The organism is Pseudomonas sp. RC10-4-2 (assembly GCF_050433085.1).
Classification (GTDB): domain Bacteria; phylum Pseudomonadota; class Gammaproteobacteria; order Pseudomonadales; family Pseudomonadaceae; genus Pseudomonas; species Pseudomonas aeruginosa.
The window spans coordinates 281,211-297,017 of the sequence record NZ_JBNPXX010000006.1; the positions used below are offsets into that span (position 1 = coordinate 281,211).

The window sequence follows — 15,807 nt, forward strand, 5'->3', positions numbered from 1 at the left end:
GGCTGAAATGGCGGATGTGGGAAGCCTCGGAACGCGACTGCTACGGATCGTCCTGGGTCTGTGCGCCCTGGTACTGGTGCTGCTGGCGCTGTACGTCAGCCTTGGCCGGCAACTGGTGCCGCTGGTGGCCGAATACCGCCAGCAGCTGGAGGACGAAGCTGGCAAGCAACTCGGCATACCGGTGCGGATTGCCGAACTGACGGGCTCCTGGCGCGGCTTCGAGCCTCTGGTGGTAGCGCGCGACATTCAGGTCGGCGACGGCGAACAGAGTCTGCGCCTGGCGCGGGTGCGGCTGGCGCCGGACCTGCTCGGCAGCCTGCTGGCGCGCCAGGTGCGGATCGGCAGCCTGGAGCTGGAGGGACTCAAGCTGACCCTGCGCGAAGGCGAGGATGGCCAGTGGAGCCTGGATGGCCTGCCGCACAGCGACAAGCACAGCGATCCCCGGAAACTCCTGCAATTCCTGCTGCAGACCCAACGCATCTCGCTGCTGGACAGTCAACTGGAGGTGGCGCCGCGGGGAAGCGCAGCGCTGTCGCTCAGCGCGGTCGGCGCGACCCTGCGCAGTTCATCGGTCGGTGGGCAGAGTCTCGATGCCCGCCTGCAACTGCCGGATGGCCAACCCCTGGCGCTGCACGCCGAAGGGCGGATCGACAGCGAGGACTGGCCGCGCAGCAGCGCCAGGTTCTATCTCAGCCTGCCGCAGAGCGACTGGGCACAATGGTTGCCGGCCGGTCTGACCCAGGAATGGACGATCGTCCGGGCCAAGGCCGGCGGCGACTTCTGGTTCGACTGGCGCGACGGCAAGGCGCAACGGCTGGTGGCACGGCTGCTGGCGCCGCAGTTGAAGGCGTCGTATGCCGCGCGCAAGCCGGTGGAAATCAACGACCTGGGCATGAACCTGTTCTTCGATCGCGAAGCGCAGGGCTGGAAGGTTCGGGTCGGCGACCTGGCGGCGAATTTCGGCGAGCAGCGCTGGGGCGAGGTGGAGTTGCTGTTGCGTCGCGACCAGCAGAACAACGAGCCACACTGGAAGCTGCAGGCCGACCGCGTCGACCTGACGCCCCTGGTGCCGGCGATAGAAGCGCTGGCGCCGCTGCCGGACGCGGCGGCGGAGTGGGTGGCGGGCCTGAAGCCGAAGGGCATCCTGCACAACCTGAACGCCGATTTCTGGCCGCAGCGGGAGGTGCCCGAGCGGGTCAGCTACGCGACCAACCTGGAAAAGGTCGGTATCTCGGCGTTCCATGAGGTTCCGGCAGTGGAAAATGTCAGCGGCACCTTGACCGGCACCCTGGCTGGAGGCCAGCTCGACGCATCGGCGCAGGATTTCATGCTGCACCTGGCCAAGGTGTTTCCCGAGCCGTGGCGCTACCGCGAGGCCCGCACGCGGATGTTCTGGAGCCTGGACGACCGCGCCTTCACCCTCGGCAGCCACCTGATGCGGGTCGAGGGCGAGGAGGGCCGCCTGGCCGGCGACATGCTGATCCGCCTGATGCGCGATCCCGGCGCTGAAGACTACATGGACCTGCAGGTCGGCCTCAGCGACGGCGACGCGCGCTTCACCGCCAAGTACCTGCCGACCCAGTTGCCGGGAATGAACAAAAGCCTGGCGAACTGGTTGAAGACGGCGATCCGCAGTGGCCATGTCGAGCAGGGCTACTTCCAGTGGCAGGGCTCGCTGAACCGCGGCGCGGCGGCCGAAGCCCACGTCATGAACCTCTACTTCAAGGTCCGCGACGGCGAGCTGGCCTACCAGCCCGGCTGGCCCGCCTTGAGCAAAACGGTCGGCGAGGTGTTCGTCGAGGATTCCGGAGTCCGCGTGCTGGCCTCCAGCGGGAATCTGCTGAATTCCCGGGTCAGCGACGTCAAGGTCGACATTCCCCTCGGCCGTCCGGGACAGACGCCGCACCTGTATGTGGATGGGGCCGTCGACAGTAACCTGAAGGACGGCATCAAGCTGCTCCAGGAAGCGCCGATCCCGACCCGCAAGATCTTCGCCGGCTGGGAGGGCGATGGGCCCTTGCAGGGCCACCTGAAGCTGGATATTCCGCTGGACCACGACGAGGCCGGCAAGACCGGGGTGGTCGTGGATTTCTCCACCGTGGGCGCGACCCTGAAGATGCCCAGTCCGAAGCTGGATATGAGCGAAGTGAAGGGCGACTTCCGGTTCGACCTGGCCAAGGGCCTGAGCGCCCCGGCGGTGCAGGCCCGGGTGCTGGGCAACGAGGTACGCGGGCGGATCGTCGCCGAGGGGCGCGGCGATGCGCGCACGCGCTTGCTGCTCAACGGCCAGGTGGCGGTCAAGTCGCTGAGCGACTGGCTCGGCGCTGGCCAGCGTCCGTTGCCGGTCTCGGGACGCCTGCCGTTCCAGCTCAACCTGCTGCTGGATGGCAAGGACAGCCAATTGCAGATCGATTCGGATCTCAAGGGCGCCGTCGTCGACCTGCCGGCGCCGTTCGGCAAGACGGCCGCCCAGGCGCGGCCGACCCAATGGCGGATGACCCTGGATGGCGCCGAACGACGTTACTGGGCGCGTTACGACGGCCTCGCCAGCCTGGCCTATGCGGCCCCGGCGGACAAGCCGCTGAACGGACGCGGCGCCCTGCGCCTGGGCGGTGACCCGGCGTTGCTGCCCTCGGCACAGGGGCTGCGGGTGCGCGGGCGTCTGGCGGAACTGGACTGGGACGCCTGGCAGGCCACCCTGAAGCGCTACGGCAACGGCGACCAGGCCGCCAGTAGCGCTGCGGGCCTGCTGCGCGGCGCCGACCTGCGCATCGACAGCTTCAAGGGCTTCGGCCAGGAGCTGAAGAACCTGACCGTCGACCTGGCCCGCCAGGAGCGGGCCTGGCAACTGGTGCTGGTCAGCGACCTCGCATCGGGGCGCCTGGTCCTGCCGGATGCCAGGGGCGCGCCGATCGTGGTCGATCTGGACCGCCTGAACCTGCCGAAGTCGACCCTTCCCGACGAGAACAAGGTGGAGGACTCGGACCCGCTGGCCGCCGTCGATCCGCGCAGCCTGCCGGCGGTAGACGTGAAGATCGGCCAGGTCGCCCTCGGCGGCCAGCCGCTGGGCGCCTGGAGCCTGAAGGTACGGCCGGGCAGCAACGGCGTGGCGTTCAACGACCTGGACCTCGACCTGCGTGGCCTGCACGTCAACGGCAGCCTGCGTTGGGACGGCAGTCCGGGCAATACCCGCAGCACCTATCAGGGCCGGATCGAGGGCAAGAACCTGGCGGATGTGCTCAAGGCCTGGAATTTCGCGCCGAGTGCCACCAGCGAACGTTTCCGCATGGATATCAACGGCCAGTGGCCGGGATCGCCGGCCTACATGGCCCTGAAGCGCTTCAGCGGCAGCATGGATGCATCGCTGCGCAAGGGGCAGTTCGTCGAGGTCGAAGGCAGCGCCCAGGCGCTGCGAGTGTTTGGCCTGCTCAATTTCAACGCGATCAACCGCCGGCTGCGCCTGGATTTCTCGGACATCCTCGGCAAGGGACTGAGCTATGACCGGGTGAAGGGGGTTCTCTCCGCCACCGACGGCGTCTACGTCACCCGCGAGCCGCTGAAGCTGGAAGGGCCGTCGAGCAACCTGGAGTTGAACGGTACCCTGGACCTGGCTCACGATCGGATCGACGCCAAGCTGCTGGTGACCTTGCCATTGACCAACAACCTGACCCTGGCGGCACTGATAGTCGGCGGTCCGGCGGTCGGCGGCGCGGTCTTCGTCGTCGACAAGCTGCTCGGCGACCGGGTCTCGCGCTTCGCCAGCGTGCAATACAGCGTCAAGGGCCCCTGGCAGGATCCGAAGATCAGCTTCGACAAGCCATTCGAGAAGCCCCGCTGAGCGGCGCCCGGTGCCGCGACGCGGCGCTTTCGTCCGCAAGGAGGAAACCATGTCCATTGCCGTGATCCAGATGGTCAGCCAGGACGACGTGACGGCCAACCTGGCCGCCGCCCGTCGCCTGCTGGAACAGGCCGCCGAGGGCGGGGCGCGGCTCGCCGTGCTACCGGAAAACTTCGCCGCCATGGGCCGGCGCGACCTGGCCGAACTGGGGCGCGCCGAGGCGCGGGGGAACGGGCCTATCCTGCCGTGGTTGAATTCCGCCGCTCGCGACCTCAGGTTGTGGATAGTCGCCGGAACGTTGCCGCTGCCGCCGGATGGGCAACCCGAGGCGAAGGCGAATGCCTGTTCGCTGCTGATCGACGAGCACGGAGAGCGGGTCGCCCGCTACGACAAGCTGCACCTGTTCGATGTGGATGTAGCCGATGCGCGGGGCCGCTATCGTGAATCCGACGACTATGCTTTCGGTCAGAATATCGTGGTGGCGGATACGCCGGTCGGCCGCCTCGGCCTGACGGTCTGCTACGACCTGCGTTTTCCGGAGCTCTATACCGCCCTGCGCGAGGCCGGCGCGGAACTGATCACGGCGCCGTCGGCGTTCACCGCGGTGACCGGCGCGGCGCACTGGCAGGTACTGGTCCGCGCCCGTGCCATCGAGACCCAGTGCTACCTGCTGGCGGCCGGACAGGGTGGCGTTCACCCACGGGGCCGGGAGACGTTCGGCCATTCGGCCATCGTCGATCCCTGGGGCCGGGTCCTGGCCGAGCGGCCGCAGGGCGAAGCGGTGCTGCTGGCGGTGCGCGACGCCGCAGAACAGGCGGATATCCGCCGGCGCATGCCGGTGGTGGCGCACAGACGATTTTTCCCGCCGGCCGAACCGCGGCCGGCGCGTACGGAGTGAATATGAGCGAGTTGTTGTCATCCGTCAGCCAGCAATTGCTGGCCCCCGGTGGTCTGGAACTGGACAGCCTGCCCGGCATTCTTCATGAACTGAACGGCCCGGGCATCGATGCCGCCGACCTGTATTTCCAGAGTCAGGTCTCCGAGTCGTGGATGCTCGAGGACGGCATCGTCAAGGAAGGCAGCTTCAATCTCGACCAGGGTGTCGGGGTACGCGCGCAGTCGGGCGAGAAGACCGGCTTCGCCTATAGCAATGCGATCACCGCCGAGGCGTTGAAACAGGCCGCGGTGGCGGCCCGTTCGATTTCCCGTGCGGGACAGAACGGCAGCGTGCAGGCGTTCAAGGCCGTGGTGCCGGCTCGCCTGTACGCCGGCGAGAACCCGCTGGACGTGCTCAGCCGTGCCGAGAAGGTCGAGTTGCTGAAGCAGATCGACGCCGCTACCCGTGCGCTCGATCCCCGCATCCAGCAGGTCACGGTGAGCATGGCCGGCGTCTGGGAGCAGATCCTGGTAGCGGCCAGCGACGGTTCTCTGGCCGCCGACATTCGTCCGCTGGTGCGTTTCAACGTCAGCGTGATCGTCGAACAGAACGGCCGACGCGAACGCGGCGGCCACGGCGGCGGCGGTCGCACCGACTATCGCTATTTCCTCCAGGAGGATCGCGCCATGGGCTACGCCCGCGAGGCCCTGCGCCAGGCGCTGGTCAACCTCGAGGCGATTCCCGCGCCGGCCGGCACCCTGCCGGTGGTGATGGGCGCGGGATGGTCCGGGGTCCTGCTCCACGAAGCGGTCGGCCACGGCCTGGAGGGCGACTTCAACCGCAAGGGCAGCTCCGCCTACAGCGGCCGGGTCGGCGAAAAGGTCGCCTCGAGCCTGTGCACCATCGTCGACGACGGCACCCTGGCCGGGCGTCGCGGCTCGCTGAGCGTGGATGACGAAGGCACGCCGAGCAACTGCAACGTGCTGATCGAGAACGGCGTGCTCAAGGGCTACATGCAGGACAAGCTCAACGCCCGCCTGATGGGTGTGGCGCGCACCGGTAACGGCCGCCGCGAGTCCTACGCGCACCTGCCGATGCCACGCATGACCAACACCTACATGCTGGCCGGCGAGAGCGATCCGCAGGAAATCATCGCCTCGGTGGAGAAGGGTATCTACTGCGCCAACCTCGGCGGTGGCCAGGTCGATATCACCAGCGGCAAGTTCGTGTTCTCCACCAGCGAGGCCTACCTGATCGAGAACGGCAGGATCACCACCCCGGTGAAAGGCGCCACCCTGATCGGCAACGGTCCGGAAGCGATGAGCCGGGTGTCCATGGTCGGCAACGACCTGGCCCTGGACAGTGGCGTGGGAACCTGCGGGAAGGACGGTCAGTCGGTGCCGGTCGGCGTCGGCCAGCCGACCCTGAAGATCGATGCGATCACCGTCGGCGGCACCGGCGCCTGAGGCATGGCCCGGGCGCCGGCGCGGCGAAACCTAGCGCAGGCCGCGCTTGGTTTCGTCCAGCTCGCGGATGTACTTGAACACTTTGCGTGCGGCGGCCGGCGGTTTGTTGTGCGCGGCCTCGTGCTGGGCGTGGCGGACCAGGCCGCGCAGGTGCTGGCGATCGCACTCGGGGAACTCCCCGACGAAGGCGTCGAGCGCTGCGTCGCCGCCGGCGATCAACTGGTCGCGCCAACGTTCGAGGGCATGGAAACGTTCGTTGTACTGGCGGGTGGAGGAGTCCACCTGGTCGATGAGGGCGACGATGGCGTCCACGTCCTGGTCGCGCATCAGTTTGCCGATGTACTGGATATGCCGTTTGCGGGCGATGTGCGCCTTGTGCTTCGGCGCCTCGAGCAGCGCCTTGCGTAGCGGGTCGGTGAGCGGCAGGCGCTCCAGCAACTGCGGTTGCAGGGTGGTCAGGCGCTCGCCGAGGTCCTGCAGGGCATGCAGCTCGCGTTTGATCTGCGACTTGCTCTTCTCTTCGAATTGCGAGTCGTCGTCGTGAAATTCAGCCATGGTGGTGGTCCAGTGGAAAACGCCGCCATGATAACGAGTCAGGGGCCGCTTGTCCGGCCCGGCCGCGTGGGCGGCCACGTCAACAGGAGAGTCAACAGATGAGTCTACATGCCGCGGCAGTCGGTCCCTCCGTGCTTCCGGACCTTCGCGAGCAGGTCGAGCAGATCATCGCCGAGGCCCGCCGCCAGGGCGCCAGTGCCTGCGAAGTGGCGGTGTCGCTGGAGCAGGGCCTGTCCACCAGCGTGCGCCAGGGCGAGGTGGAAACCGTCGAGTTCAACCGTGACCAAGGTTTCGGCATCACCCTCTACGCAGGCCAGCGCAAGGGCTCGGCGAGCACCTCGGCGACCGGCGAGGCGGCCATCCGCGAGACGGTGGCGGCGGCGCTGGCGATCGCCCGCCATACCTCCGAGGACGAATGCGCCGGTCTCGCCGATGCCGCGTTGATGGCCCGCGAGTTGCCCGAGCTGGACCTCTATCATCCATGGAGCCTGAGTCCCGAGCAGGCCGTGGAACGAGCCCTGGCTTGCGAGGCAGCGGCGTTCGCCGCCGACAAGCGGGTGACCAAGGCCGACGGCACTACCCTGAATACCCACCAGGGTTGCCGGGTATACGGTAACAGCCACGGTTTCATCGGTGGTTACGCCAGCACCCGGCACAGCCTCAGCTGCGTGATGATCGCCGAGGGCGAAGGACAGATGCAGCGTGACTATTGGTATGACGTCAACCGCCGTGGCGAGGCCTTGGCCAGCGCCGAGTCGATCGGCCGGCGCGCCGCCGAGCGCGCCGCCAGCCGACTGGGCGCGCGGCCGGTGCAGACCGCCGAAGTGCCGGTGCTGTTCGCTCCGGAAATCGCTGTTGGCCTGTTCGGCCATTTCCTCGGGGCGATCTCAGGCGGCAGCCTGTATCGCAAGTCATCCTTCCTCGAAGGCGCGCTGGGCCAGCGCCTGTTTCCCGATTGGCTGAGCATCGACGAGCGGCCGCACCTGGTCGGCGCGCTCGGCAGCGCCAGCTTCGATAGCGACGGCCTGGCGACCTATGCCAAGCCATTCGTCGAGAACGGCGAGCTGGTGTCCTATGTCCTGGGCACCTATTCCGGGCGCAAGCTCGGCCTGCCGAGCACGGCCAACGCCGGCGGCGTGCATAACCTGTTCGTCAGCCATGGCGACGAGGACCAGGCCGCTCTCATACGCAGGATGGGGCGTGGCCTGCTGGTCACCGAGTTGATGGGGCAGGGCGTCAACCTGGTGACCGGCGATTATTCCCGCGGCGCCGCCGGCTACTGGGTCGAGAACGGCGAGATCCAGTTCCCGGTCCAGGAAGTCACCATCGCCGCCAACCTGCGCGACCTGTTCCGCCGTATCGTCGCGGTCGGCAAGGACATCGAACGGCGCGGCAACCTGCATACCGGTTCTGTACTGGTCGAGTCGATGATGGTGGCCGGGCGCTGAGGCCGGGTTTCCCTCTATAAAACGCCAGCGCTCGTCGCTGGCGTTTTCGTTTCCGCCTGTTCAATTGTCCGCCTCTATGGGGACCATGCTTGTCTTTTGCCAAGAAGAAAACAATAATCAATCTCATTATCGTCTGGTGAGGTTGCCATGTCCTTCGAGGCGCACGACCCGCAAGCATTGGATCACTGGTACTGGCTGGGCACGCAGATCCGCTGCGCGCTCGATCCCGACGAACCGCGCCTGCTCGACCAGTACCTCGGCGAGGCGCGCTATCTCGCCGGTTGGGAAGGTGTGGCCGCCTGGCCGCTGTTCGAGAAAGCCTACAACCTCCTGCTCGATACCGGTCGCGATCCGATATTGCCCTGGCACTGGCGCAGCCTCTGCCTCGACTACGCCTACCGGCCCCTCTGCGAACTTCAGCGACTGACCACCAACGGCAGCCAGCGACGCCGGCTGCGCCAGCTCTCCGTACGAATGGCCAGGCAGGACCTGGCGCCGTCGATGAGCTTCGATCACCTGCAACAAGGAAACCAAGATGACTGACACCCGCATCGAACGCGACAGCATGGGCGAACTGGCGGTCCCGGCGACCGCCCTCTATGGCGCCCAGACCCAGCGCGCGGTGAACAACTTCCCGGTCAGCGGCCAACGCATGCCCCAGGCCTTCGTCCGCGCCCTGCTGCTGGCCAAGGCCGCGGCGGCGCGGGCGAACGTCTCCCTGCAGCAACTGGATGCACCGATGGGCGAGGCGATCGCCGAGACCTGCCTGCAACTGCTGCAGGAGGACTTCATGCAGCATTTCCCGGTGGATGTGTTCCAGACCGGCTCCGGCACCAGTTCCAACATGAACGCCAACGAAGTGGTGGCGACCCTGGCCAGTCGTCGCCTGGGCGGCAAGGTCAATCCGAACGACCATGTGAACTGCGGGCAGAGCAGCAACGACATCATTCCCTCGACCATCCACATCAGTGCCGCCCTCGAGATCAGCGAACGCCTGCTGCCGGCGCTGCGCCACCTGGAGCAGACTATCCAGAGCAAGGCCGGCGAAGTGCATGCCTATGTGAAGACCGGCCGCACCCACCTGATGGATGCGATGCCGGTACGCATGAGCCAGGTGCTCGGTGGCTGGGCGCAGCAGGTGCGACAGGCCGGCGTGCACATCGAGAGCGTACTTCCTGCCTTGCAGCAGTTGGCACAGGGCGGCACCGCGGTGGGCACCGGGATCAACGCCCATCCTCGGTTCGCCGAACGTTTCAGCCAGGAGCTGAACGACCTGACCGGGCTGGCGTTCCGCCCCGGCGACGACTTCTTCGCCCTGATCGGTTCGCAGGACACCGCGGTCGCTGCTTCCGGCCAGTTGAAGACCCTGGCGGTGACCCTGATGAAGCTGGCCAACGACCTGCGCTGGATGAACTCCGGGCCGCTTGCCGGGCTCGGCGAGATCGAGCTGGAAGCGCTGCAACCAGGCTCCTCGATCATGCCCGGCAAGGTCAACCCGGTGATCCCGGAGGCCACCGCGATGGTCGCCGCCCAGGTGATCGGCAATGACGCCGCCATTGCCGTCGCTGGCCAATCGGGCAACTTCGAACTGAACGTGATGCTGCCGCTGGTGGCGGACAACCTGTTGCACAGCATCCAGTTGCTGGCCAACGTCAGCCGGCTGCTGGCGGACAAGGCCATCGCCAGCTTCAAGGTCAACCAGGGCAAGCTCAGCGAGGCGTTGGCGCGCAACCCGATCCTGGTCACTGCGCTGAACCCGATCATCGGCTACCAGAAGGCTGCGGAAATCGCCAAGCAGGCCTATCGCGAGGGACGGCCGATCATCGATGTGGCGCTGGAAAACACCGATCTGGACCGTGCGCGCCTGGAGGTGTTGCTGGATCCGGAAAAACTCACGGCTGGCGGCCTCTGAGGCCGCCCCACCACTGGAGGTACCGCCATGCGTCATTGGCAACGAACGATCGAACAGGGCAACCGCTGTTTCGTCACCGGCGCATTGATCGATGCGCGTGAGCACTACCTCCATGCCCTGGCCCTGGCCCAGGTGCTGCTGGAACGCTGGGGCGACGCCGACGAGGCGGTGATGGCGTTCGTCATTTCCCATCACAACCTGGCCGACTTGCACCTGCAACTGGAGCAACCGGAGGAGACCGCAGAATACCTGTGCGCCTGCCACGAGCGCCTGTTGCGGGTCAGCGCCGACCAGAAGCTGCCGCTGGCCCTGCGCCAGGCGGCCCAGCATCACAGCCGGCGCACCTATGTCGAACTGCTGTCGTTCATCGGCGAACACGGTGCCTATCCGCGCACAGAGCGCCTGCTCAAGGGACCGCCGAACGCGGAGGTCCGACCCGAGTTCCTCGCTCCGCCCCCCTCACTTCGCTATCACTGACGGAGAGTTTCCATGCCCCACGCCTTGCCGCCCTTGCCTTACGCCTACGATGCCCTGGAACCGCACATCGATGCGCTGACCATGGAGATCCACCACAGCAAGCACCACCAGACCTATGTGAACAACCTGAACGCCGCGCTGGAAGGCACGCCCTATGCCGAGCAGCCGGTGGAAAGTCTGCTGCGGCAACTGGCTGGTCTGCCGGAGAAGCTGCGCACCCCGGTTGTCAACAATGGCGGTGGGCATGCCAACCACTCGCTGTTCTGGACCGTGATGTCGCCCCAGGGCGGTGGCCGTCCCGATGGCGACCTGGGGCGGGCCATCGATGAGCAGCTCGGGGGCTTCGAGGCGTTCAAGGATGCGTTCACCAAGGCTGCGCTGACCCGCTTCGGCAGCGGCTGGGCCTGGCTCAGCGTGACTCCCCAGGGCAGCTTGCTGGTGGAGAGCAGCGGCAACCAGGACAGCCCGCTGATGAACGGCAATACGCCGATCCTCGGTCTGGACGTATGGGAGCACGCCTATTACCTGAAGTACCAGAACCGCCGCCCGGAATACATCGGCGCTTTCTACAACGTGATCGACTGGCGGGAGGTCGCGCGTCGCTATGCGCAAGCCCTGGCCTAGTGTTACCCGTGATGCGAGATGGCTGGCCGGCAGCCTGGCGGTGCGGCGATGAAGGCGTTGCTCCATGGCATCGCCGAAGGTAACGGGCGGACGCTGCGCAACCTGCTGGGCCTGCTGATCTTCATCGGCGGCGGCTACCTGCTCGGCCGCCACGCGCTGTTGCTGGCCGAACTCAACCTGCCGGCGCCCATCGTGCTGGCATTGAAAGGCGGCCTGCTCTGTGCCTTCGGTACCGCTCTCGGGGCGATGCCGGTGCTGGTGGTGAAGACCATGCCGGCGCGCCTGTCGGATGCGCTGCTGGGCTTCGGTGCCGGCGTGATGCTCTCGGCGACGGCCTTCTCGCTGATCATGCCGGCGCTATCCGCGGCCGGCGACCTCGGCTACTCGAAGTTCGGCGCGGGGTTCCTGGTCAGCTTCGGCCTGGCGGTCGGCGTGATGGGGCTGTTCATCCTCGGCCGGCTGATGCCGGACGTCCATCCCGGTTGCGAGGGCGCGCCACTGTCCGGTGGCATTCCCCCGCGCATCCTGCTGTTCGTCACGGCCATCGTCCTGCACAACATCCCCGAAGGCATGGCGGTTGGCGTGTCGGCCGGTGCCGGCCTGGACGAGGCGAACGGCCTCGCCCTGGGCATCGCTCTGCAGGATGTGCCGGAAGGTCTGGTGGTGGCGCTGGTGCTGGCCGGAGTCGGTATGTCGCGTTTCAAGGCGATGCTGGTCGGTGCCGCGTCGGGCCTGGTCGAGCCGCTGTTCGCGGTGCTCTGCGCCTGGCTGGTCGGCCTCTCCGCGCTGCTCCTGCCCTGGGGGCTGGCCGCCGCGGCGGGAGCGATGCTCTTCGTGGTCACCCACGAGATCATTCCCGAGTCCCACCGCCAGGGACATGCCGCCGAGGCTACGCTGGGCCTGGTGTTCGGTTTCTGCCTGATGATGGTGCTGGATACCGCGCTGGGCTAGGGGATTCATCCGACCCGCGCTGAATTGACGCCGGCCGCAATCGCCGGAAAGGAAAAGCCGCCAGTTGGCGGCTTTTTCGTTGTCGCTGGGAAGAGCCTACTCGCCCTCGTCGAACCTGTTGTTGATCAGTTCGACCAGCGCGTTCAACGCCTCGTCTTCCTGTTCGCCTTCGGTATGCAGGTGCAGGTTGGTGCCCTTGCCGGCAGCCAGCATCATCACGGCCATGATGCTCTTGCCGTCGACGCAGCTTTCAGGATTGCGGCCGACCCGGACCTGGCAAGGGTAGCGCCCCGCGACGCCGACGAACTTGGCCGCCGCGCGGGCGTGCAGACCGAGCTTGTTGATGATGGTGATCTCGAGGGCGGGCATCTTGGGGAGTCTGTCCTTCTTGTTATGGGCTAGCTGCTGAGATCGCGGTGGCGAATCTGCACGTTCTTCAGGGAATCCCTGAGTGCAGCGCCAATCCGCTCGGCGAGGTAGACCGAACGATGGTGCCCGCCGGTACAGCCTATCGCAACTGTTACATATGAGCGGTTACTGGCGGCGAAGCGCGGCAGCCATTTGTTCAGGTAGCCGACGATGTCCTGGTACATTTCCTCGACGTCCGGCTGGGCGGCCAGATACTCGCGGACTTCCGGCTCCAGCCCCGAATGATCGCGCAACTCGGGCTTCCAGTAGGGGTTCGGCAGGCAGCGCACATCGAACACCAGGTCGGCGTCGACTGGCATGCCGCGCTTGAAGCCAAAGGATTCGACGAGGAACGCGGTGCCGGGCTCCGGCTTGTTCAACAGGCGCAGTTTGATGGTGTCGCGCAGCTGATAGAGGTTGAGGCTGGTGGTGTCCAGCTTCAGGTCGGCGAGGTCGGCGATCGGTCCGAGCAATTGGCTCTCGTCGCCAATCGCCTCCGCCAGCGAACGGGTGTCGGTGGTCAGCGGGTGGCGCCGGCGGGTTTCCGAGAATCGTTTGAGCAGCGTCTCGTCGTCGGCGTCGAGATACAGCACATCGCAGTTGATGTGGTTGTCCCGCACTTCCTGCAACAGTTCGGGGAAGCGCTGCAACTGGCTGGGCAGGTTGCGGGCGTCGATCGACACCGCCACCTGTGGCTGCAGTAGCTCCGTGTGCAACAGGGCGCGCTGCGCCAGGTCGGGAAGCAGGCTGGCGGGAAGGTTGTCGATGCAATAGAAGCCGTTGTCTTCGAGGACGTTCAGGGCGGTGCTCTTGCCCGAGCCCGAGCGGCCACTGACGATGATCAGGCGCATGTCATTGCCCGTTCTGTACGTCTACCACGATCTGATAAAGCGCTTCGGCGGTGGGAGCGCTGCGCAGGCGGTCGCGTACGTCGGCACGGTCGAGCATGGCGGCGATCTGCCGGAGCAGTTCGAGATGTTCTTCGGTCGCGGCCTCCGGTACCAGCAGGACGAAGAGCAGGTCGACCGGCGCGCCGTCCAGCGCGTCGAAGTCCACGGGAGCATCCAGGTGCAGCACGGCGCTGATGGGGCTCTGGCAGCCAGACAGGCGGCAGTGCGGAATGGCGATGCCATTGCCGAAGCCGGTGGAACCGAGTTTTTCCCGGGCCACCAGGTTTTCGAAGATGGTCTGGGCGTCGAACTCCGGCAGCTCCCTGGCTACCAGGTTGGCGATTTGTTCGAGTACGCGTTTCTTGCTGCCGCCCGGCACGTTCACGAGGGAACGGCCGGGGGTCAGGATTTGCTCAAGTCGGATCATAGGGGAGGGGAGATCAGCGGGCGCCTACGCCTTGCTGCCGTTCGAGATACTTCTCTTTGTGTTTGATCAGTTGACGGTCGAGTTTGTCGATCAGCAGGTCGATGGCCGCGTACATGTCCTCATGTTCCGCATTGGCTACGATCTCGCCACCGGCGATGCGCAGGGTGGCTTCGATCTTCTGCTTCAGTTTCTCGACCTCCATGATCACCTGAACATTGGTGATCTTGTCGAAATGGCGCTCCAGACGGCTCAGTTTCTCGCCGACATAGTCGCGCAGGGCGTCGGTCACATCCAGTTGATGGCCACTGATGTTGACTTGCATACCGCGTTCTCCTTGTTGCCCGTGTGTAAGTGGCAGGTTAGCAACCTGCCTCCGGAACACCTTGGCGTGGATCAACGTCACACCAGTCGCTTGCGCTCGCTCGAAGGGGCTATGCCCAGGGATTCGCGGTATTTGGCGACGGTGCGGCGAGCCACTTGAATGCCCTGTGCCTCCAGTAAACCAGCGATCTTGCTGTCGCTCAATGGCTTTTTCGCATTTTCCGCGGCCACCAGTTTCTTGATGATCGCGCGGATCGCGGTGGACGAGCATTCCCCGCCTTCGGCGGTACTGACGTGACTTGAAAAGAAATATTTCAGCTCGAAAATGCCGCGCGGCGTATGCATGTATTTCTGCGTGGTGACCCGCGAAATGGTCGATTCGTGCATGCCCACCGCTTCGGCGATGTCGTGCAGGACCAGCGGCTTCATGGCTTCTTCGCCGTAGTCGAGGAAACCGCGCTGGTGCTCGACGATCTGGGTGGCGACCTTCATCAGCGTTTCGTTGCGGCTCTGCAGGCTCTTGATGAACCAGCGGGCTTCCTGCAACTGGTTGCGCATGAAGGTATTGTCGGCGCTGCTGTCGGCGCGGCGGACCATGCCGGCGTAGGTGGCGTTGACGCGCAGGCGTGGCATCGCCTCCTGGTTCAGCTCGACCAGCCAGCGCTCGTTGTCCTTGCGCACGATGACGTCGGGGACGATGTATTCGGCTTCGCTCGATTCGATCTGCGAACCGGGCCGGGGATGCAGGCACTGGATCAGCTCGATGACCTGGCGCAGTTCGTCTTCCTTGAGCTTCATGCGCCGCATCAATTGGCTGTAGTCGCGGCCGCCGAGCAGGTCGAGGTAGTCGGATACCAGGCGCAGCGCTTCGTTCAGCCAGGGCGTGGTGGACGGCAACTGGCGCAGTTGCAGCAGCAGGCACTCGCGCAGGTTGCGGGCGCCGATGCCGGCGGGTTCCAGTTGCTGGATGCGGCGCAGCACGACTTCCACTTCGTCGAGCTCGACGTCCAGTTCCGGATCGATGGCGGCGAGGATTTCTTCGAGGGACTCTTCGAGGTAGCCATCGTTGTTGATGCTATCGATGATGGTCACCGCGATCATCCGATCGGTGTCCGACATCGGTGCCAGGTTGACCTGCCAGAGCAGGTGGCTGTGCAGGCTCTCGCCGCTGCTGGTGCGCGCGGTGAAGTCCCACTCGTCATCGTCGTTGCTGGGCAGGCTGCTGGCGCTGGTCTGGTAGATGTCTTCCCAGGCGGTATCCACCGGCAACTCGCTGGGTATGCGTTCGCTCCACTGGTCGTCGTCGAGGCTTTCGACGCTGGGCGTGGCGCTTTCCTGGAGGGGGCTCTCCTGGGGCGCGCTGGCCGCCTGTTCGGCGCCATCGGCGAGAGGGTCGCTGTTGTCGAAATCGTCGCCGTCTTCCTGGCGTTCGAGCATGGGATTGGATTCCAGCGCTTCCTGGATTTCCTGCTGGAGGTCCAGGGTGGATAGCTGGAGGAGGCGTATGGCCTGTTGCAGCTGCGGCGTCATCGTCAGCTGCTGGCCCATCTTGAGGACTAGCGATGGTTTCATGGCTGAGGGCTTAGTACCTTATTCGCTGGTACCGGATGGCA

15 protein-coding genes are annotated in these 15,807 nt (G+C 65.8%); 9 read left to right on the plus strand and 6 right to left on the minus strand.

Annotation, left to right across the window (positions count from 1 at the left end):
• Nucleotides 1-7 precede the first annotated feature (7 nt).
• From FHW81_RS25085 to tldD, 3 genes are read left to right on the plus strand one after another with little or no spacing between them, the layout of a single operon-like run.
• Nucleotides 8-3,838, plus strand: coding sequence for a YhdP family protein (locus FHW81_RS25085; RefSeq protein WP_023090831.1), 3,831 nt, complete (start codon nt 8-10; stop codon nt 3,836-3,838).
• A 49-nt stretch (nt 3,839-3,887) separates the two neighbouring features.
• Nucleotides 3,888-4,736: a carbon-nitrogen hydrolase family protein gene (locus FHW81_RS25090; RefSeq protein WP_003098871.1), complete on the plus strand. Its 849-nt coding sequence runs from the start codon at nt 3,888-3,890 to the stop codon at nt 4,734-4,736.
• Between the two features lie 2 nt (nt 4,737-4,738).
• Nucleotides 4,739-6,181 carry a metalloprotease TldD gene (gene tldD, locus FHW81_RS25095; protein ID WP_003098866.1) on the plus strand — a complete coding sequence of 481 codons (1,443 nt, stop codon included), beginning with the start codon at nt 4,739-4,741 and terminating at the stop codon, nt 6,179-6,181.
• A gap of 30 nt (nt 6,182-6,211) precedes the next feature.
• Here the strand turns inward: tldD and yjgA are convergent, their stop codons facing one another.
• The gene (yjgA, locus tag FHW81_RS25100) at nt 6,212-6,736 is read right to left on the minus strand and encodes a ribosome biogenesis factor YjgA (RefSeq protein ID WP_003094378.1); all 525 of its coding nucleotides are present in this window, start codon (nt 6,734-6,736) and stop codon (nt 6,212-6,214) included.
• Nucleotides 6,737-6,834: 98 nt separating this feature from the next.
• On the opposite strand from yjgA, the gene pmbA reads away from it, so the two are divergent.
• From pmbA to FHW81_RS25130, 6 genes are all read left to right on the plus strand, one after another.
• Entirely contained in the window at nt 6,835-8,184 is a 1,350-nt protein-coding gene (gene pmbA, locus FHW81_RS25105) for a metalloprotease PmbA (RefSeq protein WP_003123305.1), read from the plus strand.
• Between the two features lie 147 nt (nt 8,185-8,331).
• On the plus strand, nt 8,332-8,727 hold the full coding sequence (locus FHW81_RS25110) for a hypothetical protein (protein WP_033980825.1): 396 nt from the start codon (nt 8,332-8,334) through the stop codon (nt 8,725-8,727).
• Nucleotides 8,720-10,096 carry a class II fumarate hydratase FumC gene (fumC, locus tag FHW81_RS25115; RefSeq protein ID WP_003098863.1) on the plus strand — a complete coding sequence of 459 codons (1,377 nt, stop codon included), beginning with the start codon at nt 8,720-8,722 and terminating at the stop codon, nt 10,094-10,096. The genes FHW81_RS25110 and fumC overlap by 8 nt, the downstream gene beginning before the upstream one ends.
• A 27-nt stretch (nt 10,097-10,123) precedes the next feature.
• The gene (locus tag FHW81_RS25120) at nt 10,124-10,573 is read left to right on the plus strand and encodes a hypothetical protein (RefSeq protein WP_003094369.1); all 450 of its coding nucleotides are present in this window, start codon (nt 10,124-10,126) and stop codon (nt 10,571-10,573) included.
• A 12-nt stretch (nt 10,574-10,585) separates the two neighbouring features.
• Nucleotides 10,586-11,197 (plus strand): superoxide dismutase, encoded by a 612-nt coding sequence (locus FHW81_RS25125; protein ID WP_003098862.1) that lies wholly within the window; start codon nt 10,586-10,588, stop codon nt 11,195-11,197.
• An 18-nt stretch (nt 11,198-11,215) separates the two neighbouring features.
• Nucleotides 11,216-12,148 (plus strand): ZIP family metal transporter, encoded by a 933-nt coding sequence (locus FHW81_RS25130; protein ID WP_003120918.1) that lies wholly within the window; start codon nt 11,216-11,218, stop codon nt 12,146-12,148.
• 96 nt (nt 12,149-12,244) lie between these two features.
• On the opposite strand, the gene FHW81_RS25135 is transcribed toward FHW81_RS25130, so the two are convergent.
• The 5 genes from FHW81_RS25135 to FHW81_RS25155 all read right to left on the minus strand — a co-directional run bounded on the left by FHW81_RS25135 (nt 12,245) and on the right by FHW81_RS25155 (nt 15,766).
• Nucleotides 12,245-12,517 carry an HPr family phosphocarrier protein gene (locus tag FHW81_RS25135; RefSeq protein WP_003094362.1) on the minus strand — a complete coding sequence of 91 codons (273 nt, stop codon included), beginning with the start codon at nt 12,515-12,517 and terminating at the stop codon, nt 12,245-12,247.
• 29 nt (nt 12,518-12,546) lie between these two features.
• Complete coding sequence (gene rapZ / locus FHW81_RS25140; RefSeq protein WP_003094361.1) at nt 12,547-13,407, minus strand: RNase adapter RapZ; 861 nt, start codon at nt 13,405-13,407, stop codon at nt 12,547-12,549.
• Nucleotide 13,408: 1 nt separating this feature from the next.
• Nucleotides 13,409-13,873 (minus strand): PTS IIA-like nitrogen regulatory protein PtsN, encoded by a 465-nt coding sequence (gene ptsN, locus FHW81_RS25145; protein ID WP_003098853.1) that lies wholly within the window; start codon nt 13,871-13,873, stop codon nt 13,409-13,411.
• Nucleotides 13,874-13,886: 13 nt separating this feature from the next.
• Nucleotides 13,887-14,195, minus strand: a complete 309-nt coding sequence (gene hpf, locus FHW81_RS25150; RefSeq protein ID WP_003094359.1) for a ribosome hibernation-promoting factor, HPF/YfiA family — start codon at nt 14,193-14,195, stop codon at nt 13,887-13,889.
• A 77-nt stretch (nt 14,196-14,272) separates the two neighbouring features.
• Nucleotides 14,273-15,766: an RNA polymerase factor sigma-54 gene (locus FHW81_RS25155; protein WP_003094357.1), complete on the minus strand. Its 1,494-nt coding sequence runs from the start codon at nt 15,764-15,766 to the stop codon at nt 14,273-14,275.
• Between the last annotated feature and the right edge of the window lie 41 nt (nt 15,767-15,807).